The sequence below is a fragment of the Pseudomonas sp. BN417 genome, assembly GCF_029871205.1.
Classification (GTDB): domain Bacteria; phylum Pseudomonadota; class Gammaproteobacteria; order Pseudomonadales; family Pseudomonadaceae; genus Metapseudomonas.
In genome coordinates, this window is sequence record NZ_SSOJ01000069.1 from 62,785 (window position 1) to 85,872 (window position 23,088).

The following is a 23,088-nucleotide window of genomic DNA, read 5'->3' on the forward strand; positions in this document are numbered from 1 at the left end:
CCGCTTGAAGCTTGCGGCTTGTCGCTTGAGGCTTGAAGCTGCCCTTATGAACATTCTGATCGTAGGACCCTCCTGGGTCGGCGACATGGTGATGGCGCAGACACTTTTCCAGTGCCTGAAAGCCCGCCATCCCGACTGCGAGATCGACGTGCTGGCGCCCGAATGGAGCCGGCCCATCCTTGAGCGCATGCCGGAAGTGCGCCAGGCGCTGAGCTTCCCGCTTGGCCATGGCGTGCTGGATATCGCCGCCCGGCGCAAGATCGGCAAGTCCCTGGCCGGTCGGTACGACCAGGCCATCCTCCTGCCCAACTCCCTGAAGTCGGCGCTGGTGCCCTGGTTCGCCAGCATCCCCAAGCGCACCGGCTGGAAGGGGGAGATGCGCTACGGCCTGCTCAACGACATTCGCAGCCTCGACAAAGAGCGCTACCCGCTGATGATCGAGCGCTTCATGGCGCTGGCCTATGAACCTGGCGCCGAGCTGCCCACGCCCTATCCGCGGCCCACGCTGCAGATCGACCCGGCCAGCCGTGATGCGGCCCTGGCCAAGTTCGGCCTGGACCTGGATCGGCCCGTGCTGGCGCTCTGCCCGGGTGCCGAGTTCGGCGAAGCCAAGCGCTGGCCCGCCGAGCATTACGCCAAGGTGGCCGAGCTGAAGATTCGCGCGGGCTGGCAGGTCTGGCTGTTCGGCTCGAAGAACGACCATCCTGGCGGTGAAGACATCCGCATGCGCCTGATTCCCGGCCTGCGCGAAGAGGCGGTGAACCTGGCCGGCGAAACCAGCCTGGCCGAAGCCATCGACCTGATGTCCTGCGCTGGCGCCGTGGTCTCCAACGACTCCGGCCTGATGCATGTGGCGGCGGCGCTGGCGCGCCCGCTGGTGGCGGTCTATGGCTCCACCTCGCCGCAGTTCACCCCGCCCCTGGCGGAGCGGGTGGAAATCGTCCGCCTGGGACTGGAGTGCAGCCCCTGCTTCGACCGTACCTGCCGCTTCGGCCATTACAACTGCCTGCGCGAGCTCAAGTCGCGTCCGGTGATCGAAGCCCTGGACCGCCTGGCGCCGGACCCGCTCGACCTGGTGGAGATTCGCTGAGTGCGGGTATTGCTGATCAAGACTTCTTCCCTGGGCGATGTCATCCACACCCTGCCGGCGTTGACCGATGCCGCGCGGGCGATTCCCGGCATCCAGTTCGACTGGGTGGTGGAGGAAGGCTTCGCCGAGATTCCCGCTTGGCACCCAGCGGTGGCGCGGGTCATTCCGGTGGCCATCCGCCGCTGGCGCAAGAACCTCTGGCAGACCCTGAAGAGTGGCGAGTGGCGCCGCTTCAAGCGTCGCCTGCGGGAAACCCGTTACGACCTGGTGATAGACGCCCAGGGCCTGCTGAAAAGCGCCCTGCTGACTCGTTACGCCAAGGCGCCGGTGGCCGGCCTGGACCGCGATTCGGCCCGCGAACCGGTCGCCAGCCGCTTCTACGACCGCTGCTACCCGGTAGCCTGGGGCCAGCACGCGGTCGACCGCGTGCGCCAGCTGTTCGCCCAGGCCCTGGACTACCGCGTGCCGGAAGGCATGGGTAACTACGGCCTGAACCGTGCCGCCCTGGCCGACGCCCAGGGCGGCGCGCCTTACTTGCTGTTCCTCCACGGCACCACCTGGGACACCAAGCACTGGCCGGAAAAATACTGGCGCGAACTGACCGAGCGGGCCTGCGAACACGGCTGGCATGTGCGCCTGCCTTGGGGCAATCCGACGGAGAAGGCGCGTGCCGAGCGTATAGCCGAGGGCTTGGAAAACGCCGCCGTGCTCCCCAGATTGTCCCTGGCAGGGATGGCCAAGGTGGTGGCCGGCGCCCGCGCCTGCGTAGCAGTGGATACCGGCCTCGGCCACCTGGCCGCAGCGCTGGACGTGCCCACCCTGTCGCTTTACGGGCCGACCAACCCGGGTTTCACCGGTGCCTACGGGCGGGCGCAGATCCACCTGGGCAGCGACTTCCCCTGTGCGCCCTGCCTGAAGAAGACCTGCGCCTATAAGCCGACGGCGGAGGATCGCCGCCTGTTCGACCTCACGCGCGAACAGCCGCTATGTTTCACCCGGCTGAATCCGCAGCGCGTGGCGACCCAGCTGGAAGCCCTGCTGCTGACCGAGGATATCCACTGATGCAACTGGCATTCGTGCTCTACAAGTACTTCCCCTTCGGCGGCCTGCAGCGCGACTTCATGCGCATCGCCCTGGAGTGCCAGCGCCGTGGGCATGCCATTCGCGTCTACACCATGATCTGGGAAGGTGACATCCCGGAAGGCTTCGAAGTGCTGATCGCGCCGGTCAAGGCGTTGTTCAATCACAAGCGCAACGAGAAATTCACGGCCTGGGTCGAGGCCGACCTGGCGCGCCGTCCGGTGGACCGGGTGATCGGCTTCAACAAGATGCCCGGTCTGGACGTCTACTACGCCGCCGACCCCTGCTTCGAGGACAAGGCGCAGAACCTGCGCAACGGCCTCTACCGGCGCTGGGGCCGCTACAAGCACTTCTCCGACTACGAACGTGCGGTCTTCGCCCCCGAGTCTGCAACCTCGGTGCTGATGATCTCCGAGGTGCAGCAGCCGCTCTTCGTCAAGCACTACGCCACGCCGGCGGGGCGTTTCCACCTGCTGCCGCCGGGTATCGCCGCCGACCGCCGTGCGCCGGCCAACGCCGCGGAAATCCGCGCCGAGTTCCGCCGCGAGTTCAAGCTGGGCGAGGATGACCTGCTGCTGGTGCAGATCGGCTCCGGCTTCAAGACCAAGGGCCTGGATCGCAGCCTCAAGGCCGTAGCCGCGTTGCCCCGCGAGCTGCGCAAGCGTACCCGGCTGATCGTCATCGGCCAGGACGACCCCAAGCCCTTCCTGCTGCAGATGAAAGCCCTGGGGATATCCGACCAGGTGGACATTCTCAAGGGCCGCAGCGATATCCCGCGCTTCCTGCTCGGCGCCGACCTGCTGATCCATCCGGCCTACAACGAGAACACCGGCACGGTGCTGCTCGAGGCGTTGGTGGCCGGCCTGCCGGTGCTGGTCACGGATGTCTGCGGCTATGCCCATTACATTGCCGAGGCCGACAGCGGCCGGGTGCTGCCCGGCCCGTTCGAACAGGAGGCGCTGAACCAGCTTCTCGCCGCGATGCTCGCCGACCCGGCCGCGCGCGCGCGCTGGAGCACCAACGGCCTGGCCTTCGCCGACAGTGCCGACCTCTACAGCATGCCGCAGCACGCGGCTGACGTGATTCTCGCGGAGCGCCCATGAAGCTTGTGCTGAAAGAGCCCTTCGAGCGCCTCTGGTCCGGCCGCGACGCCTTTGCCGAAGTGGAGGCGCTGCAGGGGCAGGTCTACCGCGAGCTGGAGGGGCGCCGGACCCTGCGTACCGAAGTCGAGGGGCGCGGATATTTCGTCAAGATCCACCGGGGTATCGGCTGGGGCGAGATCGCCAAGAACCTGCTGACCGCCAAGGCGCCCGTGCTTGGTGCCGGGCAGGAGTGGACGGCCATCCAGCGCCTGCACCAGGCCGACGTGCCGACCATGACCGCCGTGGCTTTCGGCGAGCGTGGCAGCAATCCTGCGCAGCAGCATTCCTTCATCGTCACCGAGGAGCTGGCGCCGACCATCAGCCTCGAAGATTTCTGCGTCGACTGGCAGCGCAACCCGCCGTCACCGCGCCTGAAGTGGGCACTGATCGGCGAAGTGGCGCGGATGACCGGTACCATGCATCGCGCCGGGGTCAATCACCGCGATTGCTATATCTGTCATTTCCTGCTGCATACGGAGCGGCCGGTGACCGCCGATGACTTCAAGCTGTCGCTGATCGACCTGCACCGTGCGCAGACGCGCGCGAGCACGCCGCGGCGCTGGCGTGACAAGGACCTGGCCGGCCTCTACTTCTCCGCGCTGAATATCGGCCTGACGCAGCGCGACAAGTTGCGCTTCCTCAAGGCCTACTTCCGCCAGCCATTGCGAGATGTGCTGCGCGATGAGATCGGCCTGCTGGCCTGGCTCGAGCAGAAGGCGGCGAGACTGCTGTCGCGCTACGAGCGTAAGTACGCGGGAGGAGAGGGCGCTTGAGTCAATGGAAACTGGCCGAGGGGCTGGATGCGGAAACCGTCGGGCTCTTCGGCGACCTCGACAGGGTATTCGCCCTCCAGGGCGACTGGATCACCGGCGACCCGCTGTCCGAAGTGCTGCGTGTGGAGCACCGTGGCGTGCGCTACTACGTCAAACGCTACTGGGCCGCGGGCAAAGGGCTGCGCCGCTGGCTCGGCCGGTCGCGGGTCAAGGCCGAGTGGCAGAACCTGCGGTATTTCACCCAGTGGGGCATCCCCACCGCACCCGTGGTGGGTTGGGGCCAGGAGCGTCGTGCCGGTGCCTTTCACCGCGGCGCATTGATCACCCGCGAACTCGCCGGTACGGTCGACCTGGCCGAAATGGCCCGCGAGGGCGACCCGCGGCTGCTCGACCCGCGCTGGGTCGACCGGGTCAGCCGGCAGCTGGCGAAGGCTACGCGACAATTGCACCAGCACGGCTTCGCCCACAACGACCTGAAGTGGCGCAACCTGCTGGTCGACCAGGCTGGCAACCTGTTCCTGATCGACTGCCCGACCGGCACCTTCTGGTGGGGACCATTCCTGCGCTACAGGGTCATCAAGGACCTGGCGTGCCTGGACAAGCTTGCCAAGTACCACCTCAGCCGCAGCCAGCGCCTGCGCTTCTACCTGCAGTACCTCGGCCGTTCGAGCCTGCAAGCCGGCGACAAGCGCCAGGTGCGACGGATCCTCAGTTTCTTCGAGGGACGCGAATGAGCGACTTTATCGCGCCGGCGGATCGCGACATCCTCGCCCGCCATGGATTGGACAGTTTCGACTCGCTCTGGGCCCTGCGCCTGGAAGCGGTGGACGAGCCCAACACGGGGCGTGGCGGCTGGAGCAGCGTGTTCCGCCTGGACCTGGGCGACAACGCCTACTACCTCAAGCGGCAGAGCAACTTTCTCAGCCGCAGCCTGCTGCGGCCATTCGGCGAGCCCACCTTCGCCCGCGAATTCCGCAATATCCGGCGCTACCAGGCGCTGGGGGTTCCCGCCCTGCAGGCAGCCTACTTCGGCACCCGCCTGGTCGATGGCAAGCGCCGTGCGATTCTGGTGTCGCGGGCGCTGGACGGCTGGCGCGAGCTGGCAGGTTGGCTGGAACTCTGGTCGGACCTTTCCGCAGAACGACGCACGGCCATAGTCGCGGCGGTCGCCTGGCTGGGCCGGCGTCTCCACGACGCTGGTCAGGTGCATGGCTGCTTCTATCCCAAGCATGTGTTCCTGCGCGAGGTCGGGAGCAGCTTCGAGGCCTGCTTGATCGACCTGGAAAAGACCCGGCCCCTGCTGCTTGGCCGTCGCGACCGGGTCAAGGACCTGGAAGCCCTGGTACGGCGTGCCGACGCCTGGGGCGAGGCCGAGGTGCGTGAGCTGCTGGCCGGCTATCTGGGGCAGGCGCGGGAATCAAGTGAAGTCAGCGACTGGCTGGCGCAAATGGGGCGTCGACGCCGCACCAAGGAACGCAATCAATGACCCTGGCGGAATTGGCCCGGGCGGGACGAAACCCGCAATTACCCATCAACCTGGATATCGCCGGCGGTCTGGAGCTGTTGAGCCTGCTGCGGGTCCTGCCCGGCCAGCGCTATGTGGGCGTGGCTCTTTGGCAGGGGCGCAAGGTGCTGGCCAAGTTGCTGGTAGGGGGCAAGGCCGGGCGGCATTTCCAGCGTGAGCTGGCCGGCGTCAAGGCGCTCCACGACCAGAGGCTGGACTCCCCGGCGCTGCTGGCGGAAGGCAATCTGGCAGGGCAGGGCGGCTGGTTGTTGTTCGAGTACCTGGAATCCGCTGAAAGCCTCTGGGATGCCTGGCGCCAAGTGGAACGCGACGTACCTTTGTCCGATGGCCAACAGGCCGTTCTGGGCGAGGCCCTGACGGCGATCGGCCGGTTGCATCTGGCCGGCCTCGCCCAGGAAGACCTGCACCTGGACAACCTGCTGCGCCATGGCGACAAGCTGCATGTGATCGATGGCGGCGGCATCCGCGCCGAAAGCCCCGGTACGCCGCTGCCACGGGACAAGGCGCTGGCCAACCTCGGTGTGTTCTTCGCCCAATTGCCTGCGGAGCTGGACTCCTCCCTCGAAGAGCTGCTGGTGCACTACTTGCTGGTCAATGGCGAACACGCCCTGCCACTGGAGGCCCTGGAGAAGGAAATCGCCCGCATGCGGCGCTGGCGGCTCGGCGACTACCTGAAGAAGATCGCCCGCGACTGCAGCCTGTTCAGCGTGGTTCGCGGCGCATTCGGTCTACGCGCCGTGCGCCGCGAGGCCGAGGCCGGGCTCGACGAGCTGCTGGACGCCCCGGATGCCTTCCTGGAACAGGGCCATCCGTTGAAGCGGGGCGCCACCGCCACCGTGGCCCGGGTTTCGCTCGGCGGGCGGCAATTGCTGGTCAAGCGCTACAACATCAAGGGGCTGCTGCACTGGCTGACGCGCTTCTGGCGGCCCAGTCGCGCCTGGCACAGCTGGCGCGAAGGCAATCGCCTGGACTTCCTCGGCATCGCCACGCCGCGCCCGCTGGCCGTGCTGGAACGGCGCTTCTGCTGGCTGCGCGGACGTGCGTACCTGATTACCGAATATCTCTCCGGGCAAGATATAATCGCCCGTTTTCGACCCTATCTGGACGACCCGGACGGGGCCGGCGCTCCCCCCGAAGCCGAATTGCAGGCCCTTGACCAGCTGTTCGCCGCGCTGATCCGCGAACGCATCAGCCATGGCGACCTCAAGGGCTACAACCTGTTCTGGCAGGAGGGCCGCTGGACCCTGATCGACCTCGATGCCGTGTGCCAGCATCGCAGCCAGCGTGGATTCGCCCGGGCCTATGCCCGCGACCGCGCGCGCTTCCTGAGGAACTGGCCGGCCGAGTCGGCGCTGTACCAGCTACTGGACAAACGTTTACCGCAGGTGCCCGGCACCTGCCCTGAAAGAGGTTAACCCCTGTGGCATTGACGATTCTCGGTCTTTCCGGCGCCCTCAGCCATGATCCTTCCGCCGCGCTCTACATAGACGGCAAGCTGATCGCGGCCGCCGAAGAAGAGCGCTTCGTGCGCGACAAGCACGCGAAGAATCGCATGCCCTACGAGTCGGCCAAGTTCTGCCTGGAGCAGGCCGGCATCAAGCCTTCCGACGTCGATGTGGTGGCCATCCCCTTCGCCCCCATCAGTCTGTTCGGCAAGGCCCGCTGGCACTACGCCAAGCGCTACTGGTACGCCCCGGATCGTGCGCTGGACGCCATCCTCATGGGCAACCGCCGCTACAAGCGCTACCGCAAGAAGATCGTCTGGTGCCTGGAGCAGCTGGGCTTCGACGCCAAGAAGGTGAAGATCGAGCCGGTGGAACACCACCTGGCCCACGCCTCCAGCGCCTACCATTGCTCGGGCTTCAAGGAGAAGACGGCGATCCTCGGTATCGACGGCAAGGGCGAGTACGCCACCACCTTCTTCGGCTGGGGCGAGAACGGCAAGATCCACAAGATCAAGGAATTCTACGATCCGGATTCCCTCGGCGGCCTCTATGGCGCGATCACCGAGTACCTCGGCTTCGAGATGCTCGACGGCGAATTCAAGGTGATGGGCATGGCGCCCTACGGCGACGCCGCCAAGTACGATTTTTCGCGCCTGGCGAAGTTCGAGAACGGCGAACTGATCATCAACACCGACTACGCCAATGTCATCGGTTTCCGCCGCCACAAGGAAAACGGCAAGGGCTACTACTTCTCGCCCAAGCTGATCGAGTGGCTGGGCCCGAAACGCCAGGGCGATATCGCCGACGACCCCTACATCCACTATGCGGCCAGCATGCAGGCGCTGTTCGAGAAGCTGGCGCTGGAGATGATGGATTACTACCTCGGCGACATCATCCGCCAGACCGGCAAGATCGCCTTCGCCGGCGGCTGCGCGCTTAACGTCAAGCTGAACCAGAAGATCATCGCCCGCCCGGAAGTGAAGGAGCTGTTCGTCCAGCCCGCGTCCGGTGACGCCGGCACCTCCGTCGGCGCCGCCGCCTATGTCTCGGTCAAGCGCGGCGTGCCGGTGGAGAAGATGGAGCACGTCTACCTCGGCCCGTCCTTCTCCAACGAAGACGTGATCGCCGCTTGCGCCAAACACCCGAAGCAACCGGTTATCAAGCGCATCGACAACACCCCGCAGCGCATCGCCAAGATCATGGTCGACGGCAATCCGGTGGCCTGGTTCCAGGGCCGCATGGAATTCGGCCCGCGCGCCCTGGGTGGCCGTTCCATCATCGGTTGCCCGAGCGCGGTCGGCGTGGCCGACCGCATCAACGAACAGATCAAGTTCCGCGAGCGCTGGCGCCCCTTCTGCCCGTCGATGCTCGACACGGTCGCAGCGCAGATGCTCAAGGTCGATCACCCGTCGCCCTTCATGACCTTCACCTTCGAAGTCAACGAAGAGTGGAAGACCCGCGTGGCCGAAGTGGTGCACGAGGACGGCACGTCCCGCGCCCAGGTGCTGGAGCGCCGCCACAACCCGCGCTGGTACGACCTGATGAAGGAGCTGGAGAACCTCACCGGCAACGGCGTGTCGCTGAACACCTCGCTGAACCGTCGCGGCGAACCGATGATCTGCTCGCCCACCGACGCGCTGAACATGTTCTACGGTTCCGACCTGCAGTACCTGATCATGGAAGACATCCTCGTCGTCAAGGAAGGCAAGGACTGGTATGACAATGTCGGCTAAGCCGCTGCTTAGTGTCGTCATTCCCAGCTACAACTACGCGGGCAAGCTCCCGCGTGCCGTCGAGTCGGTGCTGGTCCAGGCCACCCCGGAGGTCGAACTCTGGGTGGTGGACGATGGCTCCACCGACGACACCCCGGCGGTCTTCGCCGCCCTGAGCCAGCGCCATGGCGCCGCCTTCCAGGGCGTGCGCCAGGCCAATGCCGGCCCCTCGGCCGCGCGCAACAACGGTGTGCAGCTTGCCCAGGGGCGCTATGTGCTGCTGCTGGACGCCGACGACGAACTGGCGCCCGGTGTGCTGCCCGGTCTCTGCGAGTGCCTGCGCCAGCAGCCGGACATCGGCCTCTGGCTCGCCGGCCACGTGGCGGTGCAGCCCGACGGCCGCGAGCGCGAGCACCCGGCCAGCGCGGTGCCCGTCGATCCATTCAGGCGCCTCAACGACTACCTGCTGGACAAGAAGATCGCCCTCAGCCACGGCGCCTGCGTTTTCCTCCGCGAACTGCTGCTCGAGCGCCCCTATCCCGAGCACCTGCGCCACAGCGAGGACATCCCGGTCTTCGCCTACTGCCTGACCCAGCGCCAGGTGGAGGTTCTCGACCTGATGCTGGCGCGCATCCACAAGCACCCCGGCAGCCTGCGCCATAACGCCGAGGCAGCGCGCAAAGTGGGCCTGGCCCTGGTGGACGAAGTCTTCCTCAAGCTGCCGGCCGGCCTGCAACCGCTCAAGCCCGCCTATCGCGCCCAACGCTGCCTGTCGCTGTTCCGCACCTGCCTGCTCGCCGGCGACGAGTCCAGCGCCCGCGACTACTACCGCGAGGCGCTGCGCACGGACTGGCGGGTGCTGTTCAAACTGTCTTACAGCCGCAAGGCTGCGCGCTTGTGGCTACGGCAAGGCAAATGAAGGTCCTGGCACTCAGTTCCGCAGGGCGGGAGCCCGATTTTTCCTGCGTCTATGAGCAACTGGGCGGACAGGTCGATCTCGATCTGCGGGTCCTCGACAAGGATGCCCAGCGCAACCTGCGTCGCTCACTGAGCGCCGTCGACCTTTCTCGCTACGATCGAATCCTGGTCGATCTCCATTTCAAGAACATTCATGGGCAGACCCGATTCCTCAGCGGGCTCGACGGTCTCCTGATCTACGAAGAGGATGCCTGCCAGAACTACCTGGAAAATTCCCGGTGGCGCGGCCGCTTCAGTCGCTTCTACAGGGCGCTGCCCAACGCGCGGATCGTCGTGACCGGCGCCAGCGTGGCCGAGCGTCTGAAGGGCGAAGGCTTGAATGTCCAGTTCATTCCCAAGGGCTATGACCCGCGGGTGATCTTCCGTGAAGAAGTGGAGCGGGACATAGAGCTGGGCTTCATCGGCCGGACCGCCAGCGCTGCCTATCAGGAGCGGAAGCGACTTCTGGACCTGCTGGCTGCCGAGGACTCGCTGCAGCTCCTGCGTACGGCTCCTGGGGAGCCTTACCGGAAGATGCTGAACCGCATTCGCTATTTCGTCAGTGCCGATGTCGGGCTGGGCGAATACATGGCCAAGAACTTCGAGGCGATGGCCTGCGGTTGCGTCCTTCTGGCCTGGCGCCAGGGACACGAGGAGGAGGCCATTGGCCTGGAGGATGGCGTACACCTGCTCTTGTATTCCGACGTTGACGAACTGCGGAGACACCTGGCCAGGCTTCGTGATGACTCCAACCTGGCGCAGGCCATAGCCGACGGTGGGCGGCGTTTCGTAGAGCAGCACCTTTCCCATCCCCAACTGGCCGAGCGCCTCATCAAAGTGCTGGGGGAGCCCTGGCCGTCGCCTGCCCCTGTTTCTGTCTGGCAGGCTTTCTGGTCGCGGATCAACCCATTCTGAGCTATCCCATGTCTTCGACGAACAATGGCCAGCAGCCGCTGGTAAGCGTGATCATCGCCTCCTACAACCACGCCCCCTATATCGAGGCGAGCATTCTCAGCGTCCTGGCGCAGAGTTACCCGAACATTGAGCTGCTGGTGGTGGACGACGGGTCTCGTGACGACAGTGTTTCCCGCATCCAGGCACTGCAGGCTATCCATGGTTTCGACTTTCGAAGCCAAGCCAACAAGGGGCTGTCGAGAACCCTCAACGAGACCATCGCACGGGCGAAGGGCAGCCTGATCGCGCCATTCGGTTCCGATGACATCATGCTTCCCGGGCGTATTGCCGCGCAGGTCGCCTATATGGCGGACAAGCCGGAAGTCGGCATCTGTGCGGGAAACATCAGAACCATCGATGCGACGGGCCGGCCCAGCGGCAAGGACCGCGACTTGCCGCAGCGTAGGCTGGATTTCGAGGACGTGTTCCTCAACCGCAAGACCGGTGCGCCGGCGCCGACGCTGCTGTTTCGCCGCGAGGCCCTGGAGCGGGTCGGAGGCTTCGACCCCGAGGTTCGTCTCGAGGACCTGATGATCGAGCTCAAGATCACCCGTGCCGGCTACTTTATCGACATCCTTGGTGAGCCGCTGGCGCTGTATCGGGTGCACGAGAGCAACACCTACAAGAACTACCGTTTCATGGTCGACAACGTGCTGAAGACCTACGAACGCTTCAGCGACCATCCGGATTACGCGAAGGTCTGCGCGCGTTTCCGCAATTCAATGCTGCTCAAGTGCGCTCGCCAGGACAAGGTGCTCGGGCGGGAGCTGCTTGCCGGGCTGCCATGGACTGCCTGGAATCTGAAAACCCTGCGCGGGCTCTGGCGCCTGCTGTTGCCGGCCTGACTTCCTGGTCGGCTCATTCCGGCCAAGTCAGAATCAGCTCTTCATTGCGGAGTTCTTCGCCTCAACGCCATTGGCGGGGTTCCGCAATGCAGGGCAGGCAGGCAATCGCGACTTGACGCGAGTGCCTCCGGCAACTGTCGCACCGTGCCCGTGCCCGTGCCCCTGGCCGTCTCGGATAGGACGGGGTGTGGCTCGACTGAACCTGGCATCATCTCCGACGAATCAGGTCGCCTCTGGCAACTCCGACGTTCTTTTGCACCTGTCGATCAACTCGGCTGCAACCATCAGCGTCATGGGAATCCAGATCAGGAACCAGTGCTCCTTGGGACGGGAAAGGAATGAACCTCCCTCGGTCATGCTGGCCGCAAGGCCGAACACCAGTAGCGCTGACGAGATCATCACCCACGGTTGCCGGCGGTGCTGCCAGGCGAACCGGAATGCGACGGCATACAGCGTCACCCAGAGCACCAGGCCGATCACGCCGCAGTAGTAGAGCACCGCCAGCCACATGTTGTGCGGGTCGGCCATTGCGTAGGTATGGGCCGATATCCATATTTCCATTGGTGCGTCATAGCCGTGGCCCAGCCACGGGGCTTCAAGTATCTGCTGCCAGGCTTTTGCCCAGATTTCCGGACGGTAGGACGCACCACGGCTGATAAGGGTGTCGGGATAGAAGAGCAGAAGCAGTGCACCGGCTAACCCGGCAGTAACCAGGACGACCAGGCTGCGTCTGTTCCAATTCGCTATCGCCAGCCAAAGGAGGCAGGCGCCAACGGCGACCAGGGGGGTTCGTGATCCCGTTGCGAGAATTAGCGCGGCCAGGATACCTAGCGAGATCAGTGAGAGCGGATCGAAGGTGTTTTTCTGGAAAAACCAGTAAGCCGCCCAGTAGGCCATGAAGAAACCAAAGACATGCGAACTGAGCAGTGGATTGTAAAGAGCGCCATACCCCGCAAATCGGCCTGCCGCCCCCCCTTGCAGGAAAAGCACGAGAAACGTCGCGCCTGCCAGGGTTGCGATCACGGCACTGACCTTGACGCTGGTCTGCAGTCGTGAGGGGGCCTTCATGGCCAGCAGTCCTGCGGAAAAGAACAGGAACAGCACGTAGACAGGTCGCTTGCCGAGAGAGCTGAAGGGATCGTCGGTGCTGGACCACAGAAGTGTCGTCAACGTATAGGCGCTGAACAGGAGGAAGACGATCACCATTGGCGAGCGGAGCAGCGGCATCAGGAGGCGGGGCGCGCCCAGCAGTGCCAGCAGCGTAGGGACAGCCAGCAGCGAATAGAAAAGCTTGTGGTAGTACGGTCGATCCCCGATCCAGAACATTCCGGTAAGCAGTGCGATCCAGCCGATGGGCAGGACGATCTTGATCAGCCAGTCGGAGCCTCGTGCCCTCCATAGGGTTGCTGCTTGGGTGTGAGTCCTTCCACTTTTATTTTGAGGAGCGGTCATAGAGATTTCAGTTGGTTCACGAAAGAGGCTTTTGCAGACAGGCCGGTGTCAGCCAGATAGGCCTCGAAGAACGTTTGATTTTCGCCTGTCAGGAGCCAATGGCGATCTTCGGTGTAACGCAGCAAATGACGAAAATTACGTAGTCGTTTGCCCTTGCCCAAGGGTCCGGCTTGGCCTTTCAGGTCGGCAAAATCGATAAGACCCAGGTTGTCGTCTGGCGTGAGGATCACGTTCCCAAGGTGTAGCGAGCGGAAGTAGATACCCTGCTCATGGAGCCTGGCGATAAATGAACCCAGGCGCCCCTTGAGTCCGTGATTGAGTTCCTCGTCCCTCGTTTCGTATAGCTGCCGCAATGTCTTACCGGGCAAGGGCTGATAGTGCACGACATCTCGCGCCAGGGCACCAATCCGGTACACACCGAGAATGCGCGGGCACGGCACATTACGCGCCTGAAGCAGGATGGCGTTGTCGGCGAATCGCTGGGCATAGGGGTAGAGCGCGGCTGAGGACAGTAGGCGTTTGCGCCGAAACAGCTTTAGGAAGCTTCCGTCAGTCAGGCGCAGCACCTTCTCCCCGTACCTGTCGCGCTCCAGGACATCTGCGCCTGCACTCAGCTTCAGGTAAGTGTCGTGATCCAGAGCTTGCATACGGGGGCCTCGAAAAATGACCACGTATCTTACCCCAGCCCTTCAGGTTGAATGGGCAAAATAGACCCTGTGTTACACTCGCGCTCTTTTTCGAGCACCCGAGCCCTATGAGTCTCAACGACCAGTCCCGGCCCTCCAGCCTGAAAATCTATCTGCGCCTGCTGGGTTATGTCCGACCCTACGTCGGCATGTTCATGATCAGCATTCTGGGCTTCATCATCTTCGCCTCCACCCAGCCAATGCTCGGCGGCATCCTCAAGTACTTCGTCGACGGGCTGACCAACCCGGAGGCTTCGCTGTTCCCCACTGTGCCCTACCTTCGCGACCTGCAACTGCTCCAGGCGGTGCCCCTGCTGATCGTGCTGATCGCTGCCTGGCAGGGCCTGGGTTCATACCTCGGCAACTACTTCCTGGCCAAGGTGTCGCTGGGGCTGGTGCATGACCTGCGGGTGGCTCTGTTCAACAACCTGCTGGTGCTGCCCAACCGGTATTTTGACAACCATAACTCCGGACACCTGATTTCCCGGATCACCTTCAACGTCACCATGGTTACCGGCGCCGCTACCGATGCCATCAAGGTGGTGATCCGTGAAGGCATGACGGTGATATTTCTGTTTGCCACCCTGCTGTGGATGAATTGGCAGCTCACTCTGGTGATGGTCGCCATATTGCCCCTGATCGCCCTGATGGTGAGCAGCGCCAGCCGCAAGTTCCGCAAGCAGAGCAAGAAGATCCAGGTAGCCATGGGCGACGTGACCCATGTCGCCTCCGAGACCATCCAGGGCTACCGCGTGGTGCGCAGCTTCGGTGGTGAGGCCTACGAGCAGGCGCGTTTCTTCAAGGCCAGCCAGAGTAATACCGAGAAGCAGCTGCGCATGACCAAGACCTCGGCGGTCTACACCCCCTTGCTGCAGCTGGTGATCTTCTCCGCCATGGCGGTGCTGCTGTTCCTCGTGCTGTACCTGCGTGGCGACGCCTCGGCGGGCGATCTGGTTGCCTACATCACCATCGCTGGCCTCTTGCCCAAGCCTATTCGCCAGTTGTCCGAGGTCAGCTCGACTGTGCAAAAAGGGGTCGCTGGCGCGGAGAGCATCTTCGAGCAGCTGGACGAGGAGCTCGAACTGGACCAGGGTGGCGTTGAGCGTGAGAGCGCGACAGGCCGCCTCGAGGTACGCAACCTGAGCTTCCAGTACCCCGGCACCGACAAGCCGGTGCTGCAGGGTATCTCCTTCAGCGCCGAGCCGGGCCAGATGGTTGCCCTGGTGGGACGTTCCGGTAGTGGCAAGTCCACGCTGGCCAACCTGATTCCGCGCTTCTACCACCACGATCAGGGGCAGATCCTGCTGGATGGCGTGGATGTAGAGCAATATCGCCTGCGTAACCTGCGCCGCCATATCGCCCTGGTGACCCAGCAGGTGACGTTGTTCAACGACTCGGTGGCCAACAACATCGCCTATGGCGACCTGGCAGGTGCGCCACGGGAAGATGTCGAGAAAGCTGCCGAGGCCGCCTACGCCAAGGAGTTCGTCGACAAGTTGCCGCGAGGCTTCGATACCGAGGTGGGCGAGAACGGTGTGCTGCTGTCCGGAGGCCAGCGCCAGCGCCTGGCGATTGCCCGGGCCCTGCTGAAGAATGCCCCGGTGCTGGTTCTCGACGAAGCCACTTCGGCCCTCGACACCGAATCCGAGCGGCATATCCAGGCGGCATTGGATCGAGTCATGGATGGCCGTACCACCCTGGTCATCGCCCACCGCCTCTCTACCATCGAGAAGGCGGATCTGATCCTGGTCATGGACCAGGGGCGGATCGTCGAACGTGGCACTCATGCCGAGCTGCTGGCCCTGAACGGCTACTACGCGCGCCTGCATGCGAACCAGTTCGCCGAGGAAGCTCACGTGGAGGCGAGCTGACGGAGGTCGACGGGACCTGGAGCTTGATGGAAGTGTCGCGCCCCGGTGCGACGGAGAAGGGATTTGCTCACTAGATTCAGGCTTTATCGGGAACGCGGGTGGGAGCTGCTGGAGGCAGCCTCCTACCGGGAAACCTGGCAACGTTACGGCGGCAGTGTCATCACCCATCCGCTGGTCGTCGAGCGCCTTTCGGCACTGGCAGGGATACCGGTGCGCTACCTTGGCCGACGGGTCGACGACCAGCTCGTGGCCGCCATTCCCACCTGGGGACGCCATCTGGCCCTGTCTCGTCGCGTACTGAAGCGGCGGGGGCAACGCAACCTCTTCGACCTGGGCAATGCCGAGGTCGTACTGCCGGTGGCACCGGGCGCCCGTGCCCGGTTGCGCCACCGGGGCGACTACCTGTCCGAACTGAACCTCCGCGGCTGTAGCGGCTTGCGCCAGAAAAAGGAACAACTGGCACTGGCCCGTGCGCCGGAAGAGTGGTCGAAGAAATTCCGCTACAACCAGCGGCGCGAACAGCGGCTGTTCGAGGAGGCCGGCGGTGTCGTGCTCCCGGTGCATGACTTCAGTCCCGGCGAGTTCGCCGCCATCTACACCGAACTGTTCGAGCGTCGCTGGGGCTTCGAGGTCCCGGGCAAGGAGCGTCTGGCCGATGTTTTCGGCCTGTTGCGCGAGTTTCTCAGCGGCTCCCTGCTGATGATCGAAGGCAGCCCGATCGCCGTTCAGGTTCTGTTCAGGGTCGAATCGCCAGACTGGCTGAGTTTCGAGTACGTCAATGGTGGCGTCGACCCCGCTTACCAGCACCTCAGTCCAGGCAGCGTCCTCAGTTACATCAATACCCAGGCCGCCTGGGAAGATGCCCGCTCCCGGGGCAAGGCCCTGCGCTACTCCTTCGGGCGGGCCGATCGCGAATACAAGGATCGTTGGTGCACCAGGGTTGCCGCCTTTCAGGTGTGAGTGAATGGAAACACGCAAGCAGCAGTTGTTGCGCCGGCACCGGCGCAGCAAGCGTCTGTTCATGGTCGCGGCATTGCTGGTACTGGCGGCCCTCGACTGGTTCGGCTCCTGGAACAGCCTGCCGGTTCTCCTGGTGCTGGCCTGGATCGCCCATGAGGCCTGGTTTGCCGACCACCTGTTCTATTCCCCGCGAGAGGACTACCGCTACCGCTTCCCGGAAACGGCCGTCGCGCTGCCGGCGCGGGTCGACGGGCAGCTACTGGGCCTGGATGCGAGCCGGTTGCCGGCCGCTGCCGACACCTTGATCCTCGAACTGGAAATCCGCAGCACCTGGCTTGGCCGCTGGCTGGACCCCCACGTCCTGATCCGGGACGGCGAGCCGATCGATCGCCAGGACTTCGAACGTGGCGTGCGTGGGCGGCGCTACCTGAACCTGTCGGGCCTGTTGCCGGTGCTGCGCGCGGGGAAGTTGCAGCTGCTCGGCCGGTTCTGTCGCCTCGCGGGGGAGGCGACCCTCCACGCCTTCAGCAATCCGGATTACGGCATGCGGCGCGTCATGCTCATAGCGCCGCACGCGGATGACGCCGAACTGGCCGCTTTCGGCCTGTACAGCCGCAGCGCCGAGGCCAGCATAGTCACCCTGACCCAGGGCGAGATCGAGGCGCAGAACTACCGCCGCATGGGCCTGGACAAGGCTGCGGCCGCGCGCCTCAAGGGCCGGCTGCGCAGCTGGAGCAGCCTGGCGGTACCGCTTTGGGGCGGTGTCCCGGCGACTCGCTGCGTGCAGCTGGGGTACTACTGCATGCAGCTGGCTCCCATGGCCGCTGATCCGGCGAAGGCGTTCGGCTCGACGGAGTCGGGCGACTCGGATATCCGCAGCGTTCGTCGCTTCAACCCGCTGGTGCTACCCGGCGATATCGACGGCGTGCCGAACTGGAACAACCTGGTGGCCGACCTGGCTGCGCTGCTCAGGCGCTTCCGCCCCGAAGTGGTGGTCACGCCGCATCCGCAGCTCGACCCCCATCCCGACCATATCCATGCGAGCAAGGCCCTGGACCAGGCCATTGCGGCGAGCGGCTGGCGTCCGGACGTCCAGCTGCTCTATGCCAATCACCTGGACGACAACGACCGCTGGCCCATGGGCCCGGCCGGCAATGGCATCGCCCTGCCGCCCTGTATGCAGCCCTTGCCGACCGATGGTTTGTGGAGTCCCGTGCTGGACGGCGCAGTGCGCCTCGACAAGGCCCAGGCCCTGGCCATGCAGCATGACCTGCAGACGCCTCTGCCGCTGAAGAAGCGCCTGCGTCGGGCAATCCAATGGGTCCTGGCGGGTAGACGTTGGCCAGAGGTCGGTCAGGACGATTTCTTCCGCAAGGCGGTGCGCCGCCATGAGCTGTTCTGGGTGCGTACGCAGTCCGATTGAGGGCCTCGGGAGCGCTGAGCTGCTATGTTATGATCCGCGCCGTTTTTGACGTCCGGAGACTCCATGAAGCTGTCCATGCCCCGATTCGATCAGGCCCCCGTTCTGGTGGTGGGCGACGTCATGCTCGACCGTTACTGGCATGGCGGTACCTCGCGCATTTCCCCCGAGGCGCCGGTACCCGTGGTCAAGGTCGATCAGATCGAGGACCGCCCCGGCGGCGCGGCCAACGTTGCGCTGAACATCGCCGCCCTGGGTGCGCCGGCCATGCTGGTGGGCATCACCGGTATCGACGAGGCGGCAGACAGCCTCACCGACAGCCTCAACGCCGCGGGTGTCAACGTGCACTTCCAGCGTCTGAACCAACAGCCGACCATCGTCAAACTGCGGGTCATGAGCCGTCACCAGCAGTTGCTGCGCATGGACTTCGAAGAAGCCTTCGACACCAACGCCGAGGCCCTCGCCGCGGAAGTCGAACGCTTGCTGCCCCAGGCCAAGGTGCTGGTACTTTCCGATTACGGCAAAGGCGCCCTGAAGAACCACCAGGTGCTGATCCAGGCCGCCCGTCGCAATGGCGTGCCGGTGCTGGCCGACCCCAAGGGCAGGGACTTCAGCATCTATCGCGGCGCCAGCCTGATCACCCCGAATCTCAGTGAGTTCGAAACCATCGTCGGCCGCTGCCTGGACGAAGCCGAGCTGGTCGCCAAGGGTGCCGCGCTGATGCAGGAGCTGGAACTGGGCGCGCTGCTGGTAACCCGCGGGGAGCACGGCATGACGCTGCTGCGCCCCGATCACCACGCCCTTCATCTGCCGGCCCGCGCCCGTGAAGTGTTCGACGTTACCGGCGCTGGCGATACCGTGATCTCCACCCTGGCCGCAGCCCTGGCCGCGGGCGAGGAACTGCCCCAGGCGGTGGCCCTGGCCAACCTCGCTGCCGGCATCGTGGTTGGCAAGCTGGGTACCGCCGCCATCAGCGCCCCGGAGCTGCGCCGCGCGGTACAGCGCGAGCAGGGCTCCGAGCGCGGCGTGCTGAGTCTGGACCAGTTGCTGCTGGCCATCGATGACGCCCGAGCCCACGGCGAGAAGATCGTCTTCACCAACGGCTGCTTCGACATCCTCCATGCTGGCCACGTGACCTACCTGGAACAGGCGCGTGCCCAGGGCGACCGCCTGGTGCTGGCAGTCAACGACGATGCTTCGGTCAGCCGCCTCAAGGGGCCGGGCCGTCCGATCAACAGCGTCGAGCGTCGCATGGCCGTGCTGGCCGGACTGGGGGCAGTGGACTGGGTCGTCAGCTTCGCCGAGGACACCCCCGAGCGCCTGCTCGCCGAGGTCAAACCCGACGTGCTGGTCAAGGGTGGCGACTACGGTATCGACCAAGTGGTCGGCGCCGACATCGTCCGTGCCTACGGCGGCGAGGTGAAGGTGCTCGGCCTGGTGGAGAACAGCTCCACCACTGCCATCGTCGAGAAGATCCGCAGCAAGTGACCCCTGGCCACTGGCAGCTCTGCCAGTCGCCTGCGTCGTCCCGGTCATAGGCGTCCGCGCCGGCGAAGCCCATCATCGTGGCATCCTCATCCTGCATGGAGTGCGATGCCGATGAATCCCAATGCCCAGGGGCGCGCCCTGGCCATGCTCAATCGCGTGGCCCAGGCCGACTGGCCCGATCGTCTGAAACTGCGCAAGGCCTTCGAAAAGCTGCTTTATCGCGGAACCCGCGTCGGCTTCCTGCTGGCCGCTCGGCGGGCGCGCAAGGCGCCGCAGCAGGCGAGTGCGGACGAGCTGTTCGACCTGTCGCTGTCCGACGAGCAGCGCATGCTGGTGGACATGCTGGATGCTTTCGCCCTCCAGACCCTGCGCCCGGCCGCCCATGCTGCCGATGCCCGTGCTGCGCTGCCCGCCGGGCTGCTCAACCAGGCCCATGAGCTGGGCCTGGCGCACTATGGCGTCGGCGAGGCGCTGGGGGGCCTGGCCGGCGAGCGCACCATCCTGACCAATGCCCTGATGGCCGAGGCCCTGGCCAAGGGCGACCTGAGCCTGGCCGCTGTACTGCTGGCGCCACTTTCGGCCGCCAACTGCATTCGCCGTTGGGCCTCCCCCGAGCAACAGGCCGCTTGGCTGCCGGCCTTCGTCGCCGCGCAGCCGGCGCCACGCACGGCGATAGCGGTGAGCGAGCCCACGCTGCTCTTCGATCCCCAGCGCCTTGCCACCCGCGCGCGGCGCAAGAGCCGGCACTACCTGCTGAACGGCGAAAAGTGCCTGGTCCTGGATGGCCTGGACGCCAGCCGGCTGATCGTGGCCGCTGAAACCGGCAAGGGGCCGGCGCTGTTCATGGTCGAGGGTGGCAGCAAGGGCCTGCAACTGCGGCACGAGCCGGCGATGGGGCTGAAAGCCTGCGGTACCGCGCGAATTCGCTTCAAGGACGTGAAGGTGCCAGCGGAGAACCGGCTGGCCTCCGTCGATTTCGACTACCAGGCCTTCCTCGACCTCGGCCACCTGGCCTGGTGTGCCCTGGCCCTGGGCACCGCCCAGGCCGCGCTGGACTACGTGATCGGCTATTGCAACGAACGCACGGCCTTCGGCGAGCCCATCAGCCACCGCCAGGGCGTGGCCTTCATGATCGCGGACATGGCCATCGAACTGGACGCCATACGCCTGATGGTCTGGCGTGCCTGTGCCCGCGCGGACCGCGGCGAGGCGTTCCGCCGCGAGGCCTACCTGGCCCGCCTGCTCTGCGCCGAAAAAGCCATGAAGATCGGGACCGACGCGGTGCAACTGCTCGGCGGCCACGGTTTCACCCAGGAGCACCCGGCCGAGCGCTGGTACCGCGACCTACGCGCCATCGCTGTGATGAGCGGCGGTCTGCACTTGTGAGGAGAGCCGCATGAACCTGGAAATCCCGCAGAAATTCCGCGCCCTGGGCAACCAGGCCCAGCAAGTGGCGGCCCAGTACTTCCGCCCCCTGTCACGCAAGTACGACAAGGCCGAACATGTCTATCCACGCGAGCTGGACCTGTTGGCGGCGTTGCTGGATGGTATGAACGCCGGCTCCCCGGAATCCATCGGCGCCGGTTCCGCCAGCAAGCGCTGTGCAGCGACAGAGGCCGGCGTGCGCAATGGCGGCAACCTGTCCGCGCTGCTGGGGGTGATGGAGCTCTGCTGGGGCGATGTCGGCCTGCTGCTGGCCATGCCGCGCCAAGGGCTGGGCAATGCCGCCATCGCCGCCGTGGCCAACGAGGAACAGCTCGAACGTTTCAAAGGCACCTGGGCGGCCATGGCCATCACCGAGCCGGGTTGCGGTTCGGATTCGGCGGCGATCCGCACCACGGCCATCAAGGATGGCGAGCACTATGTCCTCAATGGCGAGAAGATCTTCGTCACTTCCGGCGCTCGCGCCGATGCGGTGGTGGTCTGGGCCACCCTGGATCGCGGCCTGGGCCGGGCAGCCATCAAGTCCTTCGTGGTGGAGAAGGGCACGCCGGGCATGACGGTGACCCGCCTGGAGAAGAAGCTCGGCATCAAGGCCTCGGATACCGCGTCGATCAGCTTCAATGATTGCCGGGTGCCGGCCACGAATCTTCTGGGCGATGCCGAGGTCGAGGTGCAGAAGGGCTTCGCCGGGGTCATGGAGACCTTCGACAACACCCGCCCGCTGGTGGCCGGGATGGCGGTGGGTGTGGCCAAGGCCGCGCTGGACCGCACCCGCGAGCTGCTGGAGAAGGCTGGCTGCAAGTTCGACTACCGCAACCCGCTGCTGGCGGTACGCCATGCCGAAGCCACGCTCTACCGCCTGGAGGCCGAATGGGAGGCCGCGCGCCTGCTGACCCTCAAGGCGGCCTGGATGGCGGACAATCGCCTGCCCAACTCCAGAGAGGCTTCCATCGCCAAGGCCAAGGCCGGTCGGGTGGCCAACGAGATCACCCTGAAGTGCGTGGAACTGGTGGGCGCGCTGGGCTACGGCGAGGACGAGCTGCTGGAGAAATGGGCACGGGATTCGAAGATCCTCGACATTTTCGAAGGCACCCAGCAGATCCAGTTGCTGATCGTCGCGCGGCGGTTGCTGGGCAAGAGTTCCAGTGAGCTGAAGTAGCCAGGCAGGTTCCGAGTAGTCAGGGGCCTGATGGTTGCGGTTGCAGGATTCTGTAGCCCGGATGAAATCCGGGGAAAGCCGCGCCGAGGCTCCCGGATTTCATCCGGGCTACGTGAAGACCACCTGTGGGCCGGACGGACTCATTCGCGATGGGGAGTCTTGCGCGCACCGGGCCTCAGCAGGCCACCCGCTTTCCCATCGGCCGCACCGTACCCACCCGCGCCAGCCAGTCCTTCCAGCGCACGCGCTCTTCATGGACCAGCCAGCCGTCCTGCTCGGCGAAGCTCTCCGAAAGCCAGACGCCGCGGGTGCTGGTTGCAGAGAACTCGCCATTGCGCAGGGTCAGCAGCTCGCCAGTGGGGGCGCCCTGGTACAGCGGCAGCAGGTAGATGTCGGGCCGGCGCCGCTCCAGGCTCGCCACCAGCTCGCGGCCCTGCAGCACTTCATCGACATGGAAGAGGCTGATCTGATGACTGTCCCGTGGCAGGTCCAGGCGCAGGTCGTAGACCAGCTGCAGCGAGGCGGTAGGCAGGTGGACATAGGCCTGGGGCCGCTCCAACAGGGTCAGCTTGCCGTTGCGCACCGGCCGCGCCGCACCGGACAGGGGGCTCAGGCGGAAGTGATTGGCTTCACGATAGTGCAGCCGGCGTTGGTAGGGCGTGGGCAGCCAGGTGTCGGCGAAACGTCCGGCCAGCCAGCCTTCCGGGGTTTCGATCAGGCATTCCTCGGCCACCTCCTGGATAGCGGTCAGCAGAGGCAGGTTCAGCTCGTGGGCCGGGACATAGCCGGAAATCAGCTTGAGCACGGTATCGCCCCGGTCCTGCCGGCGCTGGCGCACCACCAGCCAGTAGTCGCGGCCCTGGAGGTTCAGGGTCAGCCGCACCGAAACGCCGAGGTTGGCCAGCTCCACCGCGAAGCGCCGGCTGTCGTTCACCTGTACCGGCCGGCGGCGTTCCAGCATCTGCGAGAAACTCAGCGGCCGTCCCAGGCTCTGGTAACTCAGCGCGTCGGCGCTGGCTTCGACATGCAGCGGGAGGGTCTTGAATGCGCTGGGGTCCTTGCGGGCGAGGATTCGCGGCATGTCGG

At 65.1% G+C, this 23,088-nt stretch carries 20 protein-coding genes; 17 read left to right on the forward strand and 3 right to left on the reverse strand.

Translation table 11 applies throughout. From position 1 onward, the window contains the following. The first annotated feature begins 46 nt into the window (after positions 1–46). The 11 genes from waaF to E8F11_RS07700 are packed head-to-tail and all read left to right on the forward strand — an operon-like array spanning position 47 to position 11,523. Positions 47–1,090, forward strand: a complete 1,044-nt coding sequence (gene waaF, locus E8F11_RS07650; protein ID WP_280288236.1) for a lipopolysaccharide heptosyltransferase II — start codon at positions 47–49, stop codon at positions 1,088–1,090. After that, positions 1,091–2,152 (forward strand): lipopolysaccharide heptosyltransferase I, encoded by a 1,062-nt coding sequence (waaC, locus tag E8F11_RS07655; protein ID WP_280288237.1) that lies wholly within the window; start codon positions 1,091–1,093, stop codon positions 2,150–2,152. It begins immediately after the preceding gene. Next, positions 2,152–3,273, forward strand: coding sequence for a glycosyltransferase family 4 protein (locus E8F11_RS07660; protein ID WP_280288238.1), 1,122 nt, complete (start codon positions 2,152–2,154; stop codon positions 3,271–3,273). Before waaC ends, E8F11_RS07660 begins: the two co-directional genes overlap by 1 nt. Next, positions 3,270–4,085: a lipopolysaccharide core heptose(I) kinase RfaP gene (rfaP, locus tag E8F11_RS07665; protein WP_280288239.1), complete on the forward strand. Its 816-nt coding sequence runs from the start codon at positions 3,270–3,272 to the stop codon at positions 4,083–4,085. The genes E8F11_RS07660 and rfaP overlap by 4 nt, the downstream gene beginning before the upstream one ends. Then, on the forward strand, positions 4,082–4,819 hold the full coding sequence (locus tag E8F11_RS07670) for a lipopolysaccharide kinase InaA family protein (RefSeq protein WP_280288240.1): 738 nt from the start codon (positions 4,082–4,084) through the stop codon (positions 4,817–4,819). Before rfaP ends, E8F11_RS07670 begins: the two co-directional genes overlap by 4 nt. Continuing rightward, positions 4,816–5,571, forward strand: coding sequence for a lipopolysaccharide kinase InaA family protein (locus E8F11_RS07675; RefSeq protein WP_280288241.1), 756 nt, complete (start codon positions 4,816–4,818; stop codon positions 5,569–5,571). The genes E8F11_RS07670 and E8F11_RS07675 overlap by 4 nt, the downstream gene beginning before the upstream one ends. Next, a complete protein-coding gene (locus E8F11_RS07680) occupies positions 5,568–7,025 on the forward strand; it encodes a lipopolysaccharide kinase InaA family protein (RefSeq protein ID WP_280288242.1) in 1,458 nt (485 codons plus the stop codon). Before E8F11_RS07675 ends, E8F11_RS07680 begins: the two co-directional genes overlap by 4 nt. Positions 7,026–7,030: 5 nt before the next feature. Beyond that, on the forward strand, positions 7,031–8,788 hold the full coding sequence (locus E8F11_RS07685) for a carbamoyltransferase (RefSeq protein ID WP_280288243.1): 1,758 nt from the start codon (positions 7,031–7,033) through the stop codon (positions 8,786–8,788). Continuing rightward, on the forward strand, positions 8,778–9,686 hold the full coding sequence (locus tag E8F11_RS07690) for a glycosyltransferase family 2 protein (RefSeq protein ID WP_280288244.1): 909 nt from the start codon (positions 8,778–8,780) through the stop codon (positions 9,684–9,686). Before E8F11_RS07685 ends, E8F11_RS07690 begins: the two co-directional genes overlap by 11 nt. Continuing rightward, a complete protein-coding gene (locus tag E8F11_RS07695; RefSeq protein ID WP_280288245.1) occupies positions 9,683–10,639 on the forward strand; it encodes a glycosyltransferase in 957 nt (318 codons plus the stop codon). Before E8F11_RS07690 ends, E8F11_RS07695 begins: the two co-directional genes overlap by 4 nt. An 8-nt stretch (positions 10,640–10,647) precedes the next feature. Further along, positions 10,648–11,523 carry a glycosyltransferase gene (locus tag E8F11_RS07700; protein ID WP_280288246.1) on the forward strand — a complete coding sequence of 292 codons (876 nt, stop codon included), beginning with the start codon at positions 10,648–10,650 and terminating at the stop codon, positions 11,521–11,523. 222 nt (positions 11,524–11,745) lie between these two features. Here E8F11_RS07700 and E8F11_RS07705 read toward each other — a convergent pair whose 3' ends face one another. Beyond that, the gene (locus tag E8F11_RS07705; RefSeq protein WP_280288247.1) at positions 11,746–12,975 is read right to left on the reverse strand and encodes an O-antigen ligase family protein; all 1,230 of its coding nucleotides are present in this window, start codon (positions 12,973–12,975) and stop codon (positions 11,746–11,748) included. After that, positions 12,972–13,622, reverse strand: a complete 651-nt coding sequence (locus E8F11_RS07710; protein ID WP_280288248.1) for a toluene tolerance protein — start codon at positions 13,620–13,622, stop codon at positions 12,972–12,974. Before E8F11_RS07710 ends, E8F11_RS07705 begins: the two co-directional genes overlap by 4 nt. A 107-nt stretch (positions 13,623–13,729) precedes the next feature. On the opposite strand from E8F11_RS07710, the gene msbA reads away from it, so the two are divergent. The 6 genes from msbA to E8F11_RS07740 all read left to right on the forward strand — a co-directional run bounded on the left by msbA (position 13,730) and on the right by E8F11_RS07740 (position 22,002). Next, positions 13,730–15,532, forward strand: a complete 1,803-nt coding sequence (gene msbA, locus E8F11_RS07715; RefSeq protein WP_280288249.1) for a lipid A export permease/ATP-binding protein MsbA — start codon at positions 13,730–13,732, stop codon at positions 15,530–15,532. Positions 15,533–15,595: 63 nt separating this feature from the next. Beyond that, positions 15,596–16,492 carry a GNAT family N-acetyltransferase gene (locus tag E8F11_RS07720; RefSeq protein WP_280288250.1) on the forward strand — a complete coding sequence of 299 codons (897 nt, stop codon included), beginning with the start codon at positions 15,596–15,598 and terminating at the stop codon, positions 16,490–16,492. Between the two features lie 4 nt (positions 16,493–16,496). Then, positions 16,497–17,915, forward strand: a complete 1,419-nt coding sequence (locus E8F11_RS07725) for a PIG-L family deacetylase (RefSeq protein ID WP_280288251.1) — start codon at positions 16,497–16,499, stop codon at positions 17,913–17,915. A gap of 63 nt (positions 17,916–17,978) precedes the next feature. Further along, positions 17,979–19,400 carry a bifunctional D-glycero-beta-D-manno-heptose-7-phosphate kinase/D-glycero-beta-D-manno-heptose 1-phosphate adenylyltransferase HldE gene (hldE, locus tag E8F11_RS07730; protein ID WP_280288252.1) on the forward strand — a complete coding sequence of 474 codons (1,422 nt, stop codon included), beginning with the start codon at positions 17,979–17,981 and terminating at the stop codon, positions 19,398–19,400. Between the two features lie 105 nt (positions 19,401–19,505). Then, entirely contained in the window at positions 19,506–20,786 is a 1,281-nt protein-coding gene (locus E8F11_RS07735; protein ID WP_280288253.1) for an acyl-CoA dehydrogenase family protein, read from the forward strand. A 10-nt stretch (positions 20,787–20,796) separates the two neighbouring features. Next, on the forward strand, positions 20,797–22,002 hold the full coding sequence (locus tag E8F11_RS07740) for an acyl-CoA dehydrogenase family protein (protein WP_280288254.1): 1,206 nt from the start codon (positions 20,797–20,799) through the stop codon (positions 22,000–22,002). 175 nt (positions 22,003–22,177) lie between these two features. Here the strand turns inward: E8F11_RS07740 and E8F11_RS07745 are convergent, their stop codons facing one another. Further along, the gene (locus tag E8F11_RS07745; protein ID WP_280288255.1) at positions 22,178–23,083 is read right to left on the reverse strand and encodes a metal ABC transporter ATPase; all 906 of its coding nucleotides are present in this window, start codon (positions 23,081–23,083) and stop codon (positions 22,178–22,180) included. Positions 23,084–23,088: the final 5 nt, after the last annotated feature.

Coding starts and splice junctions, on each gene's coding strand:
- E8F11_RS07725 (WP_280288251.1), top strand. CDS start 16,497: ATGGAAACACGCAAGCAGCAGTTGTTGCGCCGGCACCGGCGCAGCAAG.
- E8F11_RS07710 (WP_280288248.1), bottom strand. CDS start 13,622: ATGCAAGCTCTGGATCACGACACTTACCTGAAGCTGAGTGCAGGCGCA.
- E8F11_RS07675 (WP_280288241.1), top strand. CDS start 4,816: ATGAGCGACTTTATCGCGCCGGCGGATCGCGACATCCTCGCCCGCCAT.
- E8F11_RS07740 (WP_280288254.1), top strand. CDS start 20,797: ATGAACCTGGAAATCCCGCAGAAATTCCGCGCCCTGGGCAACCAGGCC.
- E8F11_RS07690 (WP_280288244.1), top strand. CDS start 8,778: ATGTCGGCTAAGCCGCTGCTTAGTGTCGTCATTCCCAGCTACAACTAC.
- E8F11_RS07705 (WP_280288247.1), bottom strand. CDS start 12,975: ATGACCGCTCCTCAAAATAAAAGTGGAAGGACTCACACCCAAGCAGCA.
- hldE (WP_280288252.1), top strand. CDS start 17,979: ATGAAGCTGTCCATGCCCCGATTCGATCAGGCCCCCGTTCTGGTGGTG.
- E8F11_RS07680 (WP_280288242.1), top strand. CDS start 5,568: ATGACCCTGGCGGAATTGGCCCGGGCGGGACGAAACCCGCAATTACCC.
- E8F11_RS07660 (WP_280288238.1), top strand. CDS start 2,152: ATGCAACTGGCATTCGTGCTCTACAAGTACTTCCCCTTCGGCGGCCTG.
- E8F11_RS07695 (WP_280288245.1), top strand. CDS start 9,683: ATGAAGGTCCTGGCACTCAGTTCCGCAGGGCGGGAGCCCGATTTTTCC.
- E8F11_RS07745 (WP_280288255.1), bottom strand. CDS start 23,083: ATGCCGCGAATCCTCGCCCGCAAGGACCCCAGCGCATTCAAGACCCTC.
- msbA (WP_280288249.1), top strand. CDS start 13,730: ATGAGTCTCAACGACCAGTCCCGGCCCTCCAGCCTGAAAATCTATCTG.
- E8F11_RS07735 (WP_280288253.1), top strand. CDS start 19,506: ATGCCGATGAATCCCAATGCCCAGGGGCGCGCCCTGGCCATGCTCAAT.
- E8F11_RS07700 (WP_280288246.1), top strand. CDS start 10,648: ATGTCTTCGACGAACAATGGCCAGCAGCCGCTGGTAAGCGTGATCATC.
- waaF (WP_280288236.1), top strand. CDS start 47: ATGAACATTCTGATCGTAGGACCCTCCTGGGTCGGCGACATGGTGATG.
- rfaP (WP_280288239.1), top strand. CDS start 3,270: ATGAAGCTTGTGCTGAAAGAGCCCTTCGAGCGCCTCTGGTCCGGCCGC.